General features: G+C 44.7%; 18 protein-coding genes. 2 read left to right on the top strand and 16 right to left on the bottom strand.

Annotated elements, in window-relative coordinates; all coding sequences use genetic code 11:
* Positions 1–2 precede the first annotated feature (2 nt).
* From J2736_RS03860 to J2736_RS03810, 11 genes are all read right to left on the bottom strand, one after another.
* Complete coding sequence (locus tag J2736_RS03860; protein ID WP_310223706.1) at positions 3–1,523, bottom strand: ATP-binding cassette domain-containing protein; 1,521 nt, start codon at positions 1,521–1,523, stop codon at positions 3–5.
* A 93-nt stretch (positions 1,524–1,616) separates the two neighbouring features.
* The gene (locus J2736_RS03855; protein WP_310223704.1) at positions 1,617–2,717 is read right to left on the bottom strand and encodes a sugar ABC transporter substrate-binding protein; all 1,101 of its coding nucleotides are present in this window, start codon (positions 2,715–2,717) and stop codon (positions 1,617–1,619) included.
* Between the two features lie 112 nt (positions 2,718–2,829).
* The gene (gene xylF / locus J2736_RS03850; protein WP_397340155.1) at positions 2,830–3,921 is read right to left on the bottom strand and encodes a D-xylose ABC transporter substrate-binding protein; all 1,092 of its coding nucleotides are present in this window, start codon (positions 3,919–3,921) and stop codon (positions 2,830–2,832) included.
* 88 nt (positions 3,922–4,009) lie between these two features.
* Entirely contained in the window at positions 4,010–5,587 is a 1,578-nt protein-coding gene (locus J2736_RS03845) for a response regulator (protein ID WP_310223702.1), read from the bottom strand.
* The gene (locus tag J2736_RS03840; protein WP_310223700.1) at positions 5,584–7,023 is read right to left on the bottom strand and encodes a sensor histidine kinase; all 1,440 of its coding nucleotides are present in this window, start codon (positions 7,021–7,023) and stop codon (positions 5,584–5,586) included. The genes J2736_RS03845 and J2736_RS03840 overlap by 4 nt, the downstream gene beginning before the upstream one ends.
* Positions 7,004–8,005, bottom strand: a complete 1,002-nt coding sequence (locus J2736_RS03835; RefSeq protein ID WP_310223698.1) for a sugar ABC transporter substrate-binding protein — start codon at positions 8,003–8,005, stop codon at positions 7,004–7,006. The genes J2736_RS03840 and J2736_RS03835 overlap by 20 nt, the downstream gene beginning before the upstream one ends.
* Positions 8,006–8,093: 88 nt before the next feature.
* Positions 8,094–8,393 carry a TroA family protein gene (locus J2736_RS03830; protein ID WP_310223696.1) on the bottom strand — a complete coding sequence of 100 codons (300 nt, stop codon included), beginning with the start codon at positions 8,391–8,393 and terminating at the stop codon, positions 8,094–8,096.
* Positions 8,390–9,244 (bottom strand): AraC family transcriptional regulator, encoded by an 855-nt coding sequence (locus tag J2736_RS03825; protein ID WP_310223694.1) that lies wholly within the window; start codon positions 9,242–9,244, stop codon positions 8,390–8,392. The genes J2736_RS03830 and J2736_RS03825 overlap by 4 nt, the downstream gene beginning before the upstream one ends.
* A gap of 51 nt (positions 9,245–9,295) precedes the next feature.
* Complete coding sequence (locus J2736_RS03820) at positions 9,296–9,592, bottom strand: hypothetical protein (RefSeq protein ID WP_310223692.1); 297 nt, start codon at positions 9,590–9,592, stop codon at positions 9,296–9,298.
* Positions 9,593–9,734: 142 nt separating this feature from the next.
* Positions 9,735–10,715 carry an ABC transporter substrate-binding protein gene (locus J2736_RS03815; protein WP_310223690.1) on the bottom strand — a complete coding sequence of 327 codons (981 nt, stop codon included), beginning with the start codon at positions 10,713–10,715 and terminating at the stop codon, positions 9,735–9,737.
* A 170-nt stretch (positions 10,716–10,885) separates the two neighbouring features.
* Positions 10,886–11,869, bottom strand: coding sequence for an NADP-dependent oxidoreductase (locus tag J2736_RS03810; protein WP_310223687.1), 984 nt, complete (start codon positions 11,867–11,869; stop codon positions 10,886–10,888).
* Positions 11,870–11,978: 109 nt separating this feature from the next.
* Here J2736_RS03810 and J2736_RS03805 point away from each other — a divergent pair, with 109 nt between their 5' ends.
* Both J2736_RS03805 and J2736_RS03800 read left to right on the top strand, forming a co-directional pair.
* Positions 11,979–12,428 carry a MarR family winged helix-turn-helix transcriptional regulator gene (locus J2736_RS03805; RefSeq protein WP_310223685.1) on the top strand — a complete coding sequence of 150 codons (450 nt, stop codon included), beginning with the start codon at positions 11,979–11,981 and terminating at the stop codon, positions 12,426–12,428.
* Between the two features lie 76 nt (positions 12,429–12,504).
* Entirely contained in the window at positions 12,505–12,930 is a 426-nt protein-coding gene (locus J2736_RS03800) for a VOC family protein (RefSeq protein ID WP_310223683.1), read from the top strand.
* 46 nt (positions 12,931–12,976) lie between these two features.
* On the opposite strand, the gene cls is transcribed toward J2736_RS03800, so the two are convergent.
* The 5 genes from cls to glgB form a co-directional block, all read right to left on the bottom strand.
* Positions 12,977–14,431 (bottom strand): cardiolipin synthase, encoded by a 1,455-nt coding sequence (gene cls / locus J2736_RS03795; protein ID WP_310223680.1) that lies wholly within the window; start codon positions 14,429–14,431, stop codon positions 12,977–12,979.
* Positions 14,432–14,548: 117 nt separating this feature from the next.
* Positions 14,549–15,979 (bottom strand): glycogen synthase GlgA, encoded by a 1,431-nt coding sequence (gene glgA, locus J2736_RS03790; RefSeq protein WP_310223678.1) that lies wholly within the window; start codon positions 15,977–15,979, stop codon positions 14,549–14,551.
* A 45-nt stretch (positions 15,980–16,024) separates the two neighbouring features.
* The gene (glgD, locus tag J2736_RS03785; RefSeq protein ID WP_310223676.1) at positions 16,025–17,134 is read right to left on the bottom strand and encodes a glucose-1-phosphate adenylyltransferase subunit GlgD; all 1,110 of its coding nucleotides are present in this window, start codon (positions 17,132–17,134) and stop codon (positions 16,025–16,027) included.
* A gap of 6 nt (positions 17,135–17,140) precedes the next feature.
* Complete coding sequence (locus tag J2736_RS03780; RefSeq protein WP_310223674.1) at positions 17,141–18,289, bottom strand: glucose-1-phosphate adenylyltransferase; 1,149 nt, start codon at positions 18,287–18,289, stop codon at positions 17,141–17,143.
* Complete coding sequence (gene glgB, locus J2736_RS03775; RefSeq protein ID WP_310223673.1) at positions 18,232–20,238, bottom strand: 1,4-alpha-glucan branching protein GlgB; 2,007 nt, start codon at positions 20,236–20,238, stop codon at positions 18,232–18,234. The genes J2736_RS03780 and glgB overlap by 58 nt, the downstream gene beginning before the upstream one ends.
* Positions 20,239–20,274 lie beyond the last annotated feature (36 nt).

The following is a 20,274-nucleotide window of genomic DNA, read 5'->3' as shown; positions in this document are numbered from 1 at the left end:
TCCTATTGCGTCGCAAGCTTCATAATCATTTCTTGATCCGCATCCTCGATGGATAGCTCGCCTTTTATTTTACCTTCAGCCATCACGTATACACGGTCACTCATGCCCAAGACTTCGCTGAGCTCCGATGAGATCATAATGATGCTCATTCCATCGCTGATCAGCTTGTTCATGATCGTATAAATTTCATATTTGGCCCCAACATCAATGCCGCGAGTAGGTTCATCTAAGATGAGCAGGCTCGGATTCACAAACAACCATTTGCCGAGTGATACTTTCTGTTGATTTCCCCCGCTCAGATTACCAACAATTTGCTCAACGGAAGGCGCCTTTATGTTCATAGATTGCTTATAATGATTAGAAATTTTCACTTCTTCATTATTGTTGATGACACCATTTTCTGAGATATCATTCAAGTTGGCGACGGAAATGTTTTGCTTTATATCTTGAATGAGGAATAAGCCGTCCCCTTTGCGATCCTCCGTCACATAAGCAATGCCTGACTTGATGGCATCTTTCGGATGGTGAAAGTTATGTGGAACACCTTCCATAAGAAGATCTCCGCGGAGCTTATACCCTTTGGGATTGCCGAATATACTTTGTGCCAGCTCCGTTCGACCTGAGCCCATCAAACCTGCAATGCCGACTATTTCACCCTTTTTAATATGCAAATTAACATCTTTCACAACGTCACGGCCCAACTGTGGATCATACGCCGTCCAATTTTGGATCTCGAGAATGTTCGTACCGAAGGACTTCGTCATTCTTTTTGGATAAATGTCATCGATTTCACGGCCTACCATGTTTTTGATGATGACGCTTTCCGAAATCTCACCTTTGGATGCATCCAAGGTACAGATCGTTCTACCATCTCGTAACACGGTGAGTTGATCGGCAATCGCCGTCACTTCTTTAAGCTTATGCGAAATCATAATGCTCGTAATGCCTTGCTTTTTTAGTTCTCGCAGCAGATCAAGCAAATTCTCGCTTTCTTTCTCATTGAGCGCAGCTGTTGGTTCATCTAGAATAAGCAGCTTCACATCCTTGCTCAAGGCTTTGGCGATTTCCACAAGTTGCTGCTTCCCAACACCCAAATCCTTCACGAGAACTTCCGGGTTTACATCTAGCTTCACTTTCTGAAGCATTTCTTTGGCTTGACGAATCGTTTGATTCCAATCAACCATGAGGCCTTTTTTTACTTCATTACCAGCATAAATGTTCTCATACACGGTGAGGTCGGGGAATAACGCTAACTCTTGATAAATAATGGCGATACCGGTCTTCACGCTGTCGCTGATTTTCGCAAATTGCTGAACCTTGCCTTCAAAAACAATATCTCCCGTGTAAGTGCCATGCGGATACACGCCGCTGAGTACCTTCATCAAGGTAGATTTGCCTGCACCATTTTCACCGACTAAACAATGAATTTCACCGGAATTAACTTTAAAATTAACGTTCGCTAGTGCCTTCACACCCGTGAATTCCTTGGAAATGTTATTCATCTCTAATATATATTTGCTCATTATCAAGCGCTCCTTAGCCGAACGACTCTTGGAATAGAGGAATAGTGATAGACGTATCTATCACTATTCCATCCAAGCTATGTGATCTTACACTTACAAGCCTTTGAAATCGGATGCTTGGTAGTAGGCTGAATCTACAAGTGCGGATTTAACGTTCGCTTTATCAACAACGATGACATTCGTTTGTTTCGCTTTAACATCAATTTTTCCATTGTTATAGGATCCTGTTGTTTCAGGCGTTTTGCCATCTAGGATCGCAACAGCCATTCCCATTGCATCTTTAACGAGTGTTCGAACATCTTTGAATACCGTCATGGATTGTTTACCATCAATAACATATTGAATGGAAGCTTTCTCTGCATCTTGGCCTGTTACAAGGAACTTCGTAACAGCCTTATCGGAGAAAAATACATCCGCGATGGAACGAGCTGTACCATCATTTGGAGCTAGAATCGCAACATCGCCTTTCATATCTGCTGCAGCCGCTGTCAAATGCGTTTGAGCTTTGTTTTTCGCTTCGTTCGCATCCCAGTTCGTTGTTACTTGACCGATAATTTTACTCATTTGCTCACGAGTCAATTTGGCGTTACCTTTTAGAGCAACAGCTTCACTGGAGTTGGCAATTTTGAATGTGCCATCGGCAATTTTCGGTTGAAGCACTTGCCATGCACCTTCGAAGAATAAGAACGCATTATTGTCAGATGCTGCACCTGCATACAGGTACAACGGTTGACCTTTTTTAGCTTTATCAACTAAGTACTGTGCTTGTGCCTTACCTACAGCGATACTATCGAAAGTCACATAGTAGTTAACCGCATCTGTTTTTGTAATCAAACGGTCGTAGGAAATAACTTGGATACCGGCTTTCTTAGCGGATTCTACTGCAGCTGCTGCTGCATCACCATCTTGCGGACAAATGATCAATACTTTAATACCTTTGGCAATCAAAGCATCCACATTTTCTTTTTCTTTCGCCGAAGAACCTTGGCTGAACAAGATTTCCGTTGTATATTTCGATCCTTTCAATGCGTCTTTGAAGCGTTGCTCATCTTGAACCCATCTTGGCTCGTCTTTGGTAGGTAATACAATCCCAACGCTAACTTTGGAACTGCCGGAGTTCCCACATGCTGCAACCATCACGGCTAGAAACATGACCACTACCATTAAAGAAATCGCTTTCACACTTCGTTTCATTTGTAATACCCCTCTCATTTGTTTTGGCTGTGCGCCAACTACAAACTGAGTATATCACCGGGATTTTCCAATGTAACCGCTTTATATTAGCACTTTTTTTAACATTGCTATACTAATTTGTCATTTGTCTTTGTATCACATTTTTATATACGTCTTCTCTCACGTGGAAGCCATCTGCAATGATCGTAGCATCCATATTCGATTGATCAACGGCAATCGGTTCAAGCAAAATGGAGGGAACATCCATTTTCTTATTGTTTACTTTCTTATCCGCATGGACATTTTCACCCTTCGCCATCTTCACAGCAAGCTCAGCTGCCGTTTCTGCAAGCTTCTTAATCGGCTTATACACCGTCATCGTTTGTGTACCCTCGACGATTCGCTGCGCAGCTGCCAGCTCCGCATCTTGCCCAGAGACAGGAATATGACCTGCCATGTTCTGGGCAGCTAAGGCCTGAATAACACCACCTGCTGTGGCGTCATTGGCGGCAACAACCGCATCCACTTTGTTCTGATTCGCCAGCAAAGCCCGCTCCATATTCGCTTTCGCATTCGCTGGTTTCCACTCTTTGGTCGCTTGATCAAATACGATGTTAATATCCCCCTTCTCGACAAGGGGTTTCAAAATGTTCATTTGCCCTTTTTTGAACATATGGGCATTATTGTCCGTATCCGCGCCTTCAATGAGCACATAGTTCCCCTTGGGCGCCTTTTTGACAATTGCTTTGGCCTGTAACTCCCCAGCCTTCTCATTATCGAAGGAGATATATAAATCGACATCCGAATTGACAATTAATCGGTCATAGGAGATGACCTTAATGCCTGACTTATGTGCCTTCTCTACAATCGCTGCGGATACCTCCGCGTTGTGCGGCACAACGACAAGAACATCAACGCCGCGTGATATCAGGTTTTCTGCCTGAGCTAGCTGCAAGGCATCGTCGCCATTCGCGGCTTGAACTTCGATATGAGCACCAAGCCTTTCTACCGCAGCTTTGAACAAATCACGATCCTTTTGCCAACGTTCTTCCAGCAATGTGTCGATGGATAATCCAACGACCACACGCTTATCCGCACGGACGATTCGCGTTGGACTTGGTTTACTATCGATCTGCGGGCTAGCTTGATCCATGGGTGTACGACTCGCTCCGATGAACGAGCAAGCGGTTAGCCCTACAGCCAAGATGCCGATAAAGCCAACCATTCCGCTCTTTTTTATGACATATTGCAGTGCAACCTCCTCCTCTCCTCAAAGATTTCCGCATTCAACAGCTCCGCAAGTGAGTATCACCTTAGCTGTGCTTTTTGTTCGTTGGCCGAATCAACATTTTCCGGTAGTCCGTCGGTGCATATCCAACTAACTTTTTAAACACCCGACTGAAATAATTCGGATCATTATAACCCACTTCAAAGGTAATTTCTTTTAGGCTTTTATCCGTTTCTTGCATCAATTGTTTCGCCATTTCAATCCGGTAGTCCGTAAGAAAATCGATATAATTCATTCCGAAATGCTCTTTGAACAGCTTGCTGACATAAAAAGGGTTCCGATCAACCGTGGCGGCAATCCGTTCCAAAGACAAGTCTTCATGAGCGTGCTTCTGGATATATTGCTTCATCGTCTGCAGTAGATCTGTCTCGACAACTTCTCCCAGCGAGATTAAATTATGAATTAACAGCCGAGATTCCGCTCTTAATTGCATATAACTAGTTGTTGCATAGGGAAAATAAGGGGTATTGACTTCCATCCCCATTTCCTGCAGCATACGAGACACAACAATCAGCACTTCAAATATGCGCTGCTGTGACATGCCAACCCCTTGCCCAATGCCTTCAAACACATCAATCATTCTTACAATCTGATCCCCTGACCCTTCTAGATTGCCGCGTCTCATCTCTTCGAGCACGGTTTTCTCCATCTCAAAAGTAAGAATCCCCATCGTTTGAATCTGGTCCTGCGTCAAATTCTCATACAAACAATAACGAGCCGGCAGCGTCCTGTCCATGGAAGCCAGCAAAGCTTCCTGATAGGATTTGCGCATGTCCCATATGTCCTTGCTTAAACCGCCTATTCCAATAAAAAGACGAAATCCACATCTGTCGTCCATTACTTGAAGCCATTTCTTTGCGATGCTAATCGCTTGTGCACGATAGGAGAATTCACCGTCCATAAAAACAATAGCTGGCACTTGATTACCTGACATTTTCCCAAGCCACATTGGATTTGAAATTTCGGGAAGCCGTTCATTTAATTGCATATAAGCCATATCTAAATCACGGATTCGCGTTGACGATTCCTCGGAGACTTGTGTAAACTGCATCGTCATCACGAAGCCCTCTCGCCCAGTTGGCATTCCGACCAGATCGATCAATTCAGACAGTGAAGCGGATTGCACACAATCAAATAATAACTGCTCCACGAGATCTGCCTCGACGAGAGGTATCATTTTCAGCAAAAGTTCTTGCTCCGAACGTCTACTCGCCAACTCGAGCTGGATGTTCTTAATTTCACTGGCCACACGGCCAATCGTCTCCAACACAACCGAAATTCGACTTGGTTTCAGCATATAATCATACACGCCTAATTTAATCGCTTGCTGCGCAAATTCAAACGTATCGAATGCGGTGACGACGATAAACTTGACTGTTTTATTCGTCTCCCTAATCTTCTCAATCGCTTGAAGTCCATTAATGCCAGGCATTTTGATATCCATCGTAATCAAGTCTGGCTGCAAACGTTCTGCCGCTTCAATCGCTTCCCTGCCATTCGATGCTTGGCCCACAACCTTCACGTCTGGCGAACCCTCTTCTATAATTCTTTGCAGGGCTGTCCGCTCAATGTGTTCATCATCCACGATTAATAAACGAATCATACCGCTTGCCCCCTCGGCAATTTCAATGTTATACAAGTACCCGCTCCAAGATGGGATTTTATCTCTATGATCTCTTCAACCCCATAGAACAGCTGTAAGCGATGAATCACATTCCATATACCAATACCCGTTGAATGTCCTTTATAGACGGAATTCTCCGTATGCGATAATAATTTAGATAACTGTTCTTCATCCATACCTTGTCCTGTATCCTGTACCTGAACGAGGATATGTTTCTCATCCTGCTTGACACGAATCGTTAACGTGCCGCCCTCTTCAGCGGGTTCAATTGCATAAATAAAAGCATTCTCTGCAAGCGGTTGCAAAATAAGAATAGGCAGCTCGATGTTCAGTGCTTCTTCATCAATTTCACGCACGACATGCAAGCGATCGCCGAAGCGGGCCTTTTGAATCGTTAAATACTCTTCAAGTACTTCCAGCTCATCCTTTAAGGACACTCGGCTATCCAACTTACGGAGATTATATCTAAGCATACCAGCGACAGAGCTAATTAATTCGCTTGTTTTACCCGCACCTGCCAAATAGGCTTCCTTAGACAGCATATTTAGGGTGTTAAAAAGAAAATGAGGGTTGATTTGACTTTGTAAGCTTTTCAACTCACTTTCCTTCAACATGAGCTTATGTCGATGAAGATCATATTCCAATTGCGCCTTACTCTGAATATCGTCGATAAAATGTCCTATTTTCAATCGCATACTATCCAAGGTTTTGGCCAGGAAGGCCATTTCATCGTTATTGCCCAGATCAATCGGATTCTTGAAATTTCCTCGCGACAATTCACGCGCGGACAGCGTTAATTTCAGCAAAGGCTGGGTCACACTATCGACGAATCGATACGAAAAGAGCAGCAACAGCAAGGAGACGAGCGCCAGTGTCCAGAGGCCCATTTTCTTAATATTTTCACTTCGCTTAATAATTTTTCTGTAGAAGGCATCATAGGTGTTTTGCTCACCGCTAATTAAGGTCAGCGTCGTTTCTGAAATATATTTCGAAATGTTAGATGCCTCGTCAAATTGCTTTGCCGCATTTTCTTCATCATTATCCTTCTGGAAACGTACAGCCAGATCCATCGCTTCCGATTGACTTTCCAGCATGTTCTGCAAATTGTCGAGCAGCATCGTGTTACTCGCATTGCGCAGCCAATCCATCTCGGACTTCGTTCGCAGCAAGGAGCTATTATCCGTTGCATATTGATTTAAGCTTTCCAGCGTAGGAGACATACGGTATTTATTCAAGGTGGTTAAAGATTGCTGGCTTAATTGCGAGGCTTGGTTCATCTGCATATAACGCTGAAGAATCTCGTTGTACTTCTCCACTGTTCGCTGATTATAAATGCTCATGGAAAGCCAAATGATCGCCATAATGACCCAGATGAGGATCGATAACATCATCATTTTACTTCGAATGGTTTTCAAGGGCTTTCTCCTTTTCTCCAGATGAAGTCACCACACTGATGGGTGTGAAATAGCTGTTCTCTAGCGGCAATTGTGTCGCATCTAACCATCGTTTCATCAAGTTAACACTCAAAATCCCCATGTCTTCATAATGCTGCGAGAGCCCTGCTTTCACCTGACCATTCTTAATCAGCATGATGGTTTGCGGGGAATCATCGAAAAGAAAAATCGGATATTCCTTCGTTCGCGAGCGTGAACGCGCTGCCTGCACGATACTCTCACCAGATTCTGTGGTCAGTCCAATGAAAGCGGTAACATTTGGATAGTGGTTTAAAATATCATTCGTTTGCATCTTCGGTTGTGACATCTCAGGATCATTCGCCGCCGTAACAATCTTCAATCCGTCGTACTTACTAAACACCTCGCGCAGACCTTTTAATCGGAGATCATCCGTTGATGGAGATGACAGGTTCTTAATCACACCGACTACCCCTTTACCCTGTAATTGGGTCGCGATATATTCGCCCATAATGATTCCTTCTTGATAATGATCAGAACCTATGTACGACTTGCGCAAACTACTTGGGGCGTCAGAATTAATTGTAATAATTGGAATCCCTTTCTCCGTTGCTTTCTTCACCATAAGATTGAAATCAGGATGATCGACGCCTTCCACGACAATCCCACTTGCTTTGGAAGCGATTGCAATATCAATTTGTTTAATTAAGCCTTCTAAGTTTGAACGGTAGACACCCCAAAAATCAATTTTGATATGGTGTTCTTCCGCAGCCTCATGCGCCCCTTTTTGAATCGCATTCATCATAAAGCTACCCTGCTCTTGTGAGATGATCACGATACGTTCTTCATGCTTAGGCACCATGGGTTCCCCTGCACTACTCGACATACTCAAATCGCTTTGATAAATCTTGAGCATATAGTAGAAAGAAAATGACAGCGTAACAAAACTACTAGCAATGATCGCAATCAATATCAATTTTTTCATACATTCACCCACATACTCTTCCAATTTCCAGTAATTCTATCATGATTTCAAGAATTCGAATACATTCAAAAATAAAATCCAACAACAATTACGTCGCTGGATGTATGATTTGTGCAAATTGCCCGAGAAACCGATCATGATTGAAAGCGGTATGTTCATTCCAAGGCGACTCCCAGCCTGCATAACCAGAGGTCCAATGAACCTGCCCTTTCTTCACAGCCTTTAACCCGTGCCAGCTTGCTTGGCTAGATTGATTTGCCCAAGTTGCTTGAGATATAGCATCCTTACCAATATTCACGATGATATGATCAGCATCACATTCGGCCAACTCCGACAATTGCACCGATTTCGTCCACTGAATATCATCGACTAGAGTCGCTGGGGTCATTGCAAATCATCATAGAGCACTGTCCCGGCAAGACGTCCCCATACTTGAATATCTTGGTGATGAAACAGTACGACTAGCACCGTCTCTTTCTTCAAGGTCATCTGAACGGTGTCGCGCACATCAGCTGCTTTAAGGTCATAGTTTTGTAACCATTTCTCCGCTTCACGTTCTTTGCCTAAGAATTCACCGATCAACATCAGATGCTCGCGCCAATTCCTATCCCAGGGTAAGAATAAAGCAGGAGAGATTTCAGCAAGTTTATCTTGCCCCTCTTTAGGGACCCAAGTATCAATGCCTATGATGTAATCCGGTTTGGCTTGTTGTAAGGCAGCAAGATTAAACCCATAGTGATGACTTAAAGGCACGCTAACATCATAGGCATATTTATTCCGATAAAAATCAGTCCAATAGTGATCCATAGGCGCGGCATAAGGGATGATTTGTAGAGCTAGCAATTGACCGATATTCACCCAACTGTAGGCTGCGACTTTCATTTTCGTATTTTTCAAATAAAGGGCTGGTGCCATTCCCATATGTTTCTTAAAATTATTGCTGAAATATATTTCATTTTTATAACCTACTTGGAAAGCAATCTCCTTAATAGACGCTTGAGGGAGTTCTCGCATTAACTCCTTGGATTTACTTAAGCGTAACTCCGTTACGTATTCGATAACACCCTTACCGAATTTCTCCTTGAATAATCGCATAAAATGGAACCGACTTAAACCGGCTCTTGCTGCCAAGGCATCAATCGTTATTTCTTCGGTAAAATCTCGTTCGAGCATGAACTTGGCATACTCCAAGGCGATCGCCGTTTTGTGCTCTTCATTTTGCAAGACCAAACTGAGCAATTCATAGAATCCTGCCTCAGCCCGAAAACGATCCGCTATGGTACCATTCTCTCAATGTGTTGTGATCATTTTAACTAATGGAATGACCGTAGAAACGGCGAGGTGCATAGCTTCCCCTTCACCTGGAAACGAGTTCACATGCTGGATATTCGCTTCGTCAGATTCGGTTTGGAGTATGGCTGCTGCATGAAACCGCAGAATATAGATCCCATCCTCCACCCCTTTAGGTAGACCTACTTCAATAAGTTGCCCTGGCCTGCCTATGAAAACAGTACCGGGTCGCAGTGGGTAATATTGACCATTTATGATCAAACGACCATCCGTTGAATCAGATACGATTAACATCATGGCGTCCGCTTTAATAAAATCTCGCGTCCACAGGGAATTGCAAATCCTTCCCCAATATGTGTTCAATCAATTTGAGCTTATACCACATCGTACTACTTGCGTTATCGTCTACGACGTCCATTTGAGAATCCTCGCTCACAACCTATTTGACTACAAGTCGAAGTACATCATCAATAATTAATTGGTTCGCGATCACGTTCTGATTGAACCAGTGTCCGGAATCCACTTCATACACGTGACCTTGTTTAACCGCGGGCAATTGCTGCCAAAGCGGATTATCCACAGGAGCCTTCGCATGACCTTTGCCTGAAAGCACGAAAATGTAATCCACATCATCGAGTTGAGCCAGCGTTTCCAAGGAATACGTATCATAATCGCCTTTTAACATTTTAGGCTGTTTGAAACCAAACCCCTGGTACAATAGTTTACCACTATAGAAATTCGCACCGAACAGTTTAAATCCTTTTTCATTAGCGGATTGGAATAATACGGCAGATTTGTCCCCTATCGCTGTCCGAAGTTTATCTTTGGAAGCTGTGACTTTCTCATCATATTTCTTAATTGCTTGCTCTGCTTCCTTTGTTTTCCCAAGCACTTCACCTAATTTGGCAACATTCCCGCGCCAGTCGTTCTCATCATTGGATAACACGAAGGTAGGTGCAATTTTGGAGAAATCTTCATAGGTACCGTTTTTCATATACGTTGGTGCAGCTAGAATGATCAGATCTGGATTATGGCTTAAGGTTTGCTCTGGCTTGAGTCCACCTGTCATGTCTAAGACAGGCACCCCACTCAATACGTTTTGCAAATAGAGCTGAGGTTCACCGGCTGCAGACCATTGCGCGACAGGCTTAATGCCGAGTGCCGTTAATCCATCTTCTAGGAAAGGGGCGATTACGCGCTTAACCTCGCCTGGAATTTTCACCTCATGTCCCATCGCATCCTTCAGGACACGATCTTGCGGTTTTGCCGTTGCCGTTGCTGTTGCCGTTGCTGGCGTCGTACTTGCAGGCGTAGCTACATTGTTCGTATCGGTTCCGGCACCACAGCCGGCTAAAAATATCGAAGACACGAGTAAAACCGCTGTGAAGTTAATGAACTTTCTTTTACTTGCTTGAATCATTGGATATCCCCCTAGATGATACTGATAATCATTATCGATATTTAGGAGTATATAGGACAATTCCTTCTTTGTGAATACGTAAAAATGCTGACTTTTTATTCATCGACCGCACGATTGTATATATTCGGGCATGCAACACGAGAAAAACCTGCATAGAACTTGTCAAAGTTCTACCCAGGTTTCTTCTTGCGCGAAAGATTTATTCGATGATCCGAAGCACAATCCTTCCGCGACCATGGCCCCGTCTGGCTCTTCTCATGAGCCTGACGTACTTCTTCCATAGTAAAGCTTTGCTCAATATGACAAGTAAGCTTCCCCTCATCGATAAGCTCAGCAATAGCTGATAAATCCGTTTTCGTTGCGATACCAGCACGGATCAAAGCGATGCCATGTTGTTTGGCCATATCCACAGGTGGTTGACCTGCGATGGATGCCAAGCGTCCACCTCGCTTCAGGACAGCCCAGGTCCGCGCTAACGTTTCTCCACCGAGGGTATCAAGCACGAAATCTGCGTCCTTCACGATATCTTCAAAACATTCAGACGTGTAATCTATGACGTGGTCTGCTCCTAACGAGGCCACAAATGCCTTGTTCGCTTGACCAGCAGTTGCAAACACTTCTGCGCCTCGCCATTTCGCGAATTGAACCGCGAACATGCCGACGCCTCCCGCGGCGCCGTGGATCAGAACACGCTCGTTCGGTTTCACTTGCCCTTCCGTGACAAGGGCACGCCACGCCGTGGTGGCTCCTCCTGATAACGATGATGCTTCTTCGTAAGAGATCGAAGCTGGCTTCAGCGCAAGCTCTTCCTCCGACGCTGTCGTATACTCCGCGTAGGTTCCCTTCGTACTGCGCCCAAAGACCGATTGTCCAATCTGCCATCCGGACACACCTTCTCCTACAGCTGTAATAACACCCGCAAACGCTGTTCCCGGAATATGGGGAAATTGAACCGGCATCGGGAACATTCCCCTGCGTATTTTCCAGTCAACAGGAAGAACACCTGCTGCATGAATACGCACAAGCACTTCTCCTGCTCCAGGCTGCGGTACGGGGGCCTGCTCAACTTGTAGAACATCCGTTTCACCGAATGAATGATATCGAACAGCTCGCATTTGTTTGGCTTTTCCAATGACTTCTTTGTTGTCTGTCATTATCGTTCCCTCCTCTTTTCACACCATCTATGGTATAATTATTGTGTATACTCAGTAATTCGATTGATACTGAGTATACTCAGTAATATCGCAACTGTCAAGGAGGATTATGAAGCCTAACCATTTCCCAGAGGGTCCATCCACACCAACTGCAGGTGACATTTTGCAGCTATTAATCCGTACGACCCATCGTTTGCATACACAATTCGAAGAGCACTTAGCTGCGCTAGGGATACCTGCTTATTTGACAGGGCCTCGCGTACGGGTACTCATCGCCATTGAAGAAGAAGGAAGCATCCGCATGTCCGATCTTGCTTCCAAATTAGGCATCAAAGCACGCACCGTTACCCAATTCGTGGATGCGCTTGAACAAGAGGCCCTCCTCGTGCGTACGACTGATCCTGACGACCGCCGAGCCACCTTCCTCCAGTTGACGGAAGCAGCGCCTCCCTTGATTGCAAAAGCACGTGCCGCGATGAGCCAAGCTTCGGATGAGGTGCTCCAATCCTTGTCCACCGAAGGCAGAAGTCAACTCCAGTCCCTATTACTCCGCTTATAGGGCTGGTGGATTTTCTAAGTAACCAGTGGTAGAATATAGGAGGTTGTCCCAATTCACAAATTAGAGGAGAATGGTCATGTCAATTAATGCTTATTTAAATTTCCCAGGAAACACCCGAGAAGTTGTAAATTTCTATGCAGACGCATTTAATCTGCCATCTCCAAAAATGATTACATTTGGCGATATGCCGCAAAACCCTGACTATCCGCTGCCTGAAGAGGCTAAAAACGGTGTCATGCACACTCGTTTGGATATTAACGGAAGCCCTCTGATGTTTTCCGACACGTTCCCAGGTATGCCATACGTTGTAGGGAACAACATTAGTCTTTCTTATGTCAGCCCTAACGAAGAAGAACTTACAAATGTATTTCATAAGTTGAAAGTTGGCGGCAAAGTAGTTATGGAGCTGCAAGCGACGGACTGGAGTAAACTATACGGTCAAATAGAAGACAAATTCGGCATTCTTTGGCAGTTTAATCTTGATAGCGGTGAATCTTTCTAAACATACGCATCATAAGGCCCGTGCTGTAAGCACGGGCCTTTCCCTTTTACAAGATCGGGGAAATCAACTTCGAAATCGACTCCAGGAATCGGATGCGAAGCGATCGCTTCTCATACTCCTCCAAGGTCAACTCCATACACCCCTCCATATCCATCCAGAAAGTTTCTTCCAGCTTTCTAGCGGTCTCCTCATGAAACATCAGCGCATTCGTCTCAAAATTTAGCCGCAAGCTGCGAATATCGAAATTCGCTGTTCCTACCGATGCTACTTTGCCATCTACAATAATCGTTTTGGCATGTAGAAATCCATAATCATATAGATAACATTTCACGCCAGCGCGCAGCAATTCACCTACATAATACAAAGAAGCCCAGTGTACGAAGAGATGATCAGCCTTCTCCGGTATCATAATCCGCACATCAATCCCCGAAAGCGCAGCAATTCGCAACGCATTCAACATACTTTCTTCGGGAATAAAATAAGGCGTTTGCAGCAAAATGCGACTTTTGGCCATATGTATCAGCTTGAGGAATGTATACACGAAGTGCGGCCAAGTCTCGTTCGGACCACTTGCAACAATTTGCATAGGGACCTTCCCTTGCTCAGCACTATTCACAATCTCCGGAAAATGACCGGCACCCACTTCAAGCGTCTCTGACGAAGCCAAATTCCAGTCAAGGATGAATCGGGATTGTAACGCACGCACGACAGTGCCTCTCAGGCGAAGATGCGTATCGCGCCAATAGCCAAACTTAGGGTTTAATCCAAGGTATTCATTTCCGATATTAAATCCGCCAATATAGCCAATTTGTCCATCAATGACCACTAGCTTACGATGATTCCGATAATTCACACGATAGTTCAGAAAAGGAATACGCGATGGAAAAAATGCAGCTTTGTGCCCGCCTGCCTGCAAAAAATCTTTAAAAAAGGAGTCCTTCAACGTACGCGAACCGATATCATCATAAAGAAAGCGAACCGTAACACCTTGCGCGGCTTTGCGAGTTAGCACTTCCATAATTCGCTGACCTAAGGAATCATTTTTCACAATATAGTATTGCATATGGATATGGTTTACGGCTTCCTCCAGACGGCTGATCAAATCATTAAATTTCTCCACACCATCCGTGAAGATATGTACTTCATTATTCTGTGATAAGAATGAATCATTCGTAGCTACATTCAAATAAATTAAATACCGATAATCCTTTACCATGGGATCAATATAGGGAAAAGTCCCCTCCATGAGTTGCTGCCGTTGCTCGCCAATCACCGTCTGCATTCGTTCCTGCATGCGCTTATTCCATTTATACAGTTTACGTCGGCTCAGGTTTTGCCCCAGCATCACGTACAATAGAAAGCCTAGAATAGGAATGAATAATAGCACCATTAACCAAGACCATGTAGCCGCAACATTACGTCGTTCTAAGAACACCACCGTGAGCGCCAATAAAATATTGACGACGAACAACACGGTTAACATATGAGAAAACCAATCCATGCCCATCATTTACCACTCCAACCCTCTTTACTTGTCTGCCCCTATTATACCTGAATTTTCTAAATAACGAAAAAGACCCCCTCAATCTTCCGAATGAGGAGGTCCTATTCACAATCGTTAAGAGATCATTTCTTTGTAAAGTGCGATATACTGCTGCGCGGATCTGCGCCAGCTATAGTCACATTTTTTCATATTTTGCTGAATCTTCATCCAACTGTCCCGATCATTCTTATAAAAGAATACCGCTCGTCGGATGATATGCAGCATATCATGAGCGTTGTAGTGCGTGAACGAGAAGCCTGTCCCTTCTCCTGTGAACTCATTATACGGCTGCACCGTATCCTTCAGACCACCTGTTTCCCGTACGATCGGCACAGAACGATAGCGAAGGGCAATCAATTGACCGATGCCGCATGGCTCGAATTGGGATGGCATCAAGAAGAGGTCCGAAGCTGCATAAAACTGATGGGCTAACGCTTCGTCGAAGTAAATATGGGCAGACACCTTGGTCGGATAAGCAGCGGCCGCATCCCGAAACATTTGCTCGTAGACAGGCTCGCCAGTCCCCAGAACAACAAGCTGAATATTGAGCGTTAGAATCTCGCGCAGGACGTGTTGAATGAGATCTAAGCCTTTCTGCTGCACCAAACGAGTCACGAGTACGATCATCGGGATATCGCCATCCACAGGAAGCCCTAGGCGCTCCTGAAGCGCTATTTTATTCTGCGTTTTCTTCGGCAAGGAATCACGGTAATTCACGACGAGATTCTTATCCGTCATGGGGTCGAAAATATCGTAATCAATCCCATTCACGATGCCCGTCAATTGATTTCTACGATGGCGCAGCAGGCTGTCCAAAAACTCGCCGTAATACGGCGTTTGAATTTCCTCTGCATAGGTCTGGCTAACGGTTGTAATTTGATCTGAATACAAGAGTCCGCCTTTTAGGAAACTAGCCCCACCATGAAGCTCAAGGGCGGTTCCAGAGAAATGATCGTCGGACAAGCCGAACAAATCTTTGAACACTTCTTGACCAAACACACCTTGATACTTCAGGTTATGCACAGTCGTCATCGTTTTGATTTCGCTAAAGAAAGGCAAATGCTGATAATGGGCCTTTAACAAAACAGGAATCATTCCCGCTTGCCAATCATGACAATGAATCACGTCCGGCTGGAAGTCCAGGTAGGGAAGCGCCTCGATGACCCCGCGACAGAAGAAGCCAAAACGCTCCGCTTCATCGCCAAAACCATAGATGCCTGAACGCTTGTAATAAAATTCATTATCCACGAAGTAAAAGGTGACTCCTTCATGTTCAAGCACATCAATGCCGATATATTGTTTGCGCCAGCCTAATTGAACATCGAATGCTGCCACTTGTGACATTTTGTCTCTAAACTTAGCAGGGATATCCCCGTATTTGGGCAAAATGACCCGCACATCAAGCCCTTGTTGGGTCAGCTCCTTGGGTAAGGAGCCAATCACATCTGCTAATCCACCTGTTTTTATAAAAGGCACGGCCTCCGAAGCCGCGAACAGTATTCTCATCTTGCCACTCCTCCAACTTTGGTGGTGCAGGGATCGCTCCTGCTCTTAGATGACTTTCGTTTTTGCTGCAATAAATGGGGCTTTGTTGTCCCCCGTTAACACACGGCCACGGCTGATGAATACATCCTTATCCAGTATCGAGTTCTCGATAATGACGTTTTCCTCAATCTCGCAGTTTTGCAGGATGATACTATTTTTCACATAAGCACCTTTGCGGATCTTCACGCCACGGAACAAAATACTGTTCTCGACTTTCCCTTCGATTTGACAGCCATTCGCGATAAGCGCGTTCTTGGCAGAAGCCGAGTCCCAATATTTAGCAGGCGGTTCATCCTTTACTTTGGTATAAATCAGATTCTTCTGGAAGAAGAGTTCACGCCAAATCGCTGGGTTCAACAGCTGCATACTGTGCTTGTAATAGCCTTGAATGGAATTCACAATGCCCAGATGCCCTTCAAATTTGTAGCCGTATACGCTTAACTTATCAATATTTTTCATAATGCCGTCACGAACCAAATGATCATATCCTTGCGCTAGGCAGGATTCCACCATATCCAAGAGCAATGCCTTGCTCATGATATACATTTCCATGGAGATGTTGTTCGTCCGCAAGCGGCCTGTGTGATCTTCCATCAACGTAACTTGACCGGTCTCTTTAACTGCCATCCGGCGGAATTTCCCATGAACCTCTTCGTCTGTTTGCTTGTAAATCACCGTGATATCCGCTTGCATATCTTCATGGTAACGAACAGCATCGTTCAAATCCAGATTGCATACCATGTGACTGCGGGAAATAATAACGAACTCTTCTTTACCACGGTAGAAATAGTCACGATGACTATAGAATTGATACAAATCTCCGCGAGAAATCCCTGTCGGTTCATCAAGAACGGATGGAAGGACGAATAGTCCCCCACGTTTACGATCTAAATCCCATTCTTTACCAGACCCAAGATGATCCATGAGCGAACGATATTTGTGTTGTGTGAATACGGCTACGTTGTCAATCCCTGAATTCACCATATTCGAAAGTGCAAAATCGATTAACCGATAACGTCCACCGAATGGCACGGATGCCGGGCAGCGGAAATAAGTCAGTTCCTCCAAATCATCCGGTTCATTGACTAAATTAATGACTCCCATCACGTGTTTCATCTGACATCATCCCTTCTGATTAGCGTAGCCTGTTACCCGCTCGTTACCGCCAATAAGTACAATTTCTCCTGCACCATCAACAACCGCACCATCTTCAACCACCGTATTTTCACCAATAATTGCTTTGATAATCGTTACGTTGTTACCAATTTTGGCATTTGGCATAATGACGGAATCTTTAATCTGGCTGCCTTCACCAACCTGAACACCGAAGAAAAGGACAGAATGATCAACATCTCCAAAAATCGCGCAGCCCTCATTGACCAAAGAACGTTTAATATTGGCTGTAGGTGCTACATATTGAGCAGGTTGATACGGATTCTGAGAATACACGCGCCAGTCTTTATCATTGAGGTTTAGTTCATTATTGTCGTCCAAAAGGTCCATATTCGCTTCCCATAGACTATCAATGGTACCGACGTCTTTCCAATAGCCTTGGAATGGATAAGCAAACATTCTCGCTTCATCCTTCAGCATCATCGGAATGATATCTTTCCCAAAATCTTTGCTTGACTCCGGATTCGCCTCATCTTCCAGCAAATAGGATTTTAACGCTTTCCAGTTAAAAATGTAAATTCCCATGGACGCTAAGTTAGAGTTTGCTTCCTTCGGCTTCTCAGCGAATTCCGTAATCTCCTGCTTCTCATTTACGCTCATGATGCCAAAGCGGCTTGTTTCTTCCCATTTCACTTCGATAACGGCGATAGTCGCGTCCGCATTTTTTTCTTTGTGATAGGAAAGCATGAGGTCGTAATCCATTTTATAAATATGGTCACCTGAAATGACCAGCACATATTCCGGATCATATTGCTCGATAAAGCCAATGTTGCGATAGATCGCGTTAGCAGTACCTTTGTACCAGTCGCCGCCTTTTTGCTCCATGAACGGTGGCAGCACCGTAACACCGCCATACTTGCGGTCAAGATCCCAAGAGCTTCCAATACCAATGTAAGTATTCAATACGAGAGGCTGATATTGGGTAAGTACCCCAACCGTATCAATCCCTGAATTCGTACAATTGCTGAGAGTAAAATCAATGATGCGATATTTGCCGCCAAAGTGTACAGCTGGCTTAGCTAAATTGTTCGTCAGTACGCCTAATCTTCGCCCTTCTCCTCCAGCGAGGAGCATGGCAACACATTCTTTACTGCGCATATTTGATTTCCCCCTTCAACTTCATCATGCTCTGATTGGAATTCACTCACACACTTGATATAAACAGCCGCAAGCGGCGGAATACATAGAGATAAACTATACGGATGACCATGCATGGGGCTAGCTTTGCTTGTGATCGGCAGTGTATTGCCTTGACCAGAACCGCCAAACTCAGACGCATCGCTATTGAAAACAACTTCGTATACACCTAATTTCGGAACGCCGATTCGATAATCCGGATGAACAACGGGGGTGAAATTACACACAAGAATAAGTTCATCCTCCGGCGCAGTCCCTTTTCGCATATAAGTGACAACACTTTGGGTCTCGTCATGGGGGTTAATCCACGCAAACCCTGCTGGATCATGATCCAGCTGCCATAAGGCTGGTTCATTCAAATAAAACTGATTGAGCGACTTCACGTAATGATGCATCTGCTCGTGTTTCTCATAACCATCTAACAAAAACCAATCCAGCTCTTCAAGATCTTTCCATTCATCGAATTGACCGAATTCACTTCCCATAAAGAGCAGCTTTTTACCTGGATGCCCCGACATGTACCCATATAACACCCTCAAATTAGCGAATTTCTGCCAATAGTCACCAGGCATTTTATGCAGGAGTGAACGCTTTCCATGCACAACCTCATCATGTGAAAGAGGAAGTACATAATTCTCACTCCAAGCGTACATGAACGAAAACGTAATTAACTTGTGATTGTACCTGCGATGGATGGGATCCAGCTTCATATATTTCAGCATATCGTTCATCCAGCCCATATTCCACTTGTAGTTAAACCCTAATCCACCTTCGTGGACGGGTGCAGTTACGAGCGGCCAATCCGTTGAATCTTCTGCCATCATCAGGGCATTGGGGAAATAGGAGAACACAACTTGATTCAATTTGCGAATGAACGCGACTGCCTCTAGATTCTCCTCGCCACCCTGTTGGTTGCGAATCGGAGTTTCATCCCATCTGCCGAAATTTAAATGTAACATGGAAGCAACCGCATCAACGCGTATCCCATCCATATGATACATGTCCATCCAAAATACGGCATTTGAGATTAAAAAACTCTGAACCTCCGGTCTGCCAAAATCGAAAGTGAGTGTTCCCCACTCGAGCTTTTCCGCTTTGCGAGGATCTTCATATTCATACAAAGGCTTGCCATCAAACTGACGTAGTCCATGACTGTCTTTGCAGAAATGACCAGGTACCCAGTCCATAATGACGCCGATACCCTTCTGATGACACGTATCCACGAATCGCATGAATTCCTTTGGCGACCCATGACGACTTGTAACGGAGTAGTACCCCGTTGCTTGGTACCCCCAAGAGCGATCAAAGGGATGCTCGGCCAGAGGCATTACCTCAATGTGCGTATAGCCCATTTCTACCGCATAATCTACTAACTCAGTCGTTAATTGCTCATACGTATACAGCTCTTCGCTCTTGCGGTCTTTCTTTCGCCAGGTGCCAAGATGCACCTCGTAAATGGAAAGCGGCTTGTTATACGCAGGTACATCTTTCTTCTGGAGCTGCCAGGCTTGATCCTGCCAGTCATAACCACCCAAATCAACAACCCGAGAAGCAGTACCGGGCCTTAACTCGGAATAGAAGGCATAGGGATCTGCTTTTATTAAAATCTGTCCCGTCTGACTATGAATTTCGAACTTGTAATAGTCACCTTCACTCGCTTCTGGAATAAAAAGCATCCAGAGGCCTAACGAACTAATCTTTTCCATGTGATGCTCGCCGGTTTGCCACTCATTGAAATCTCCAAGTACAAAGACAGTTTTTGCATGTGGTGCCCATACGGCGAATCGAACACCCTCATGCCCTTTTTCTTTGCTAACATGTGCCCCTAAGATACGATAACTGTGGAAAAGGGATCCTTCATGAAGCAGAAACAAATCCTCGGAGCTTGGAATACCAACATTTGCTCCCACATTATCCCCCCCTATTTCGACATGTCCTACTTCTAA

The sequence above is a fragment of the Paenibacillus qinlingensis genome, assembly GCF_031455095.1.
Lineage (GTDB): Bacteria > Bacillota > Bacilli > Paenibacillales > NBRC-103111 > Paenibacillus_E > Paenibacillus_E qinlingensis_A.
The sequence above is the reverse complement of the archived record's forward strand: the minus strand, read 5'-3'. Positions and strand labels throughout refer to the sequence as shown.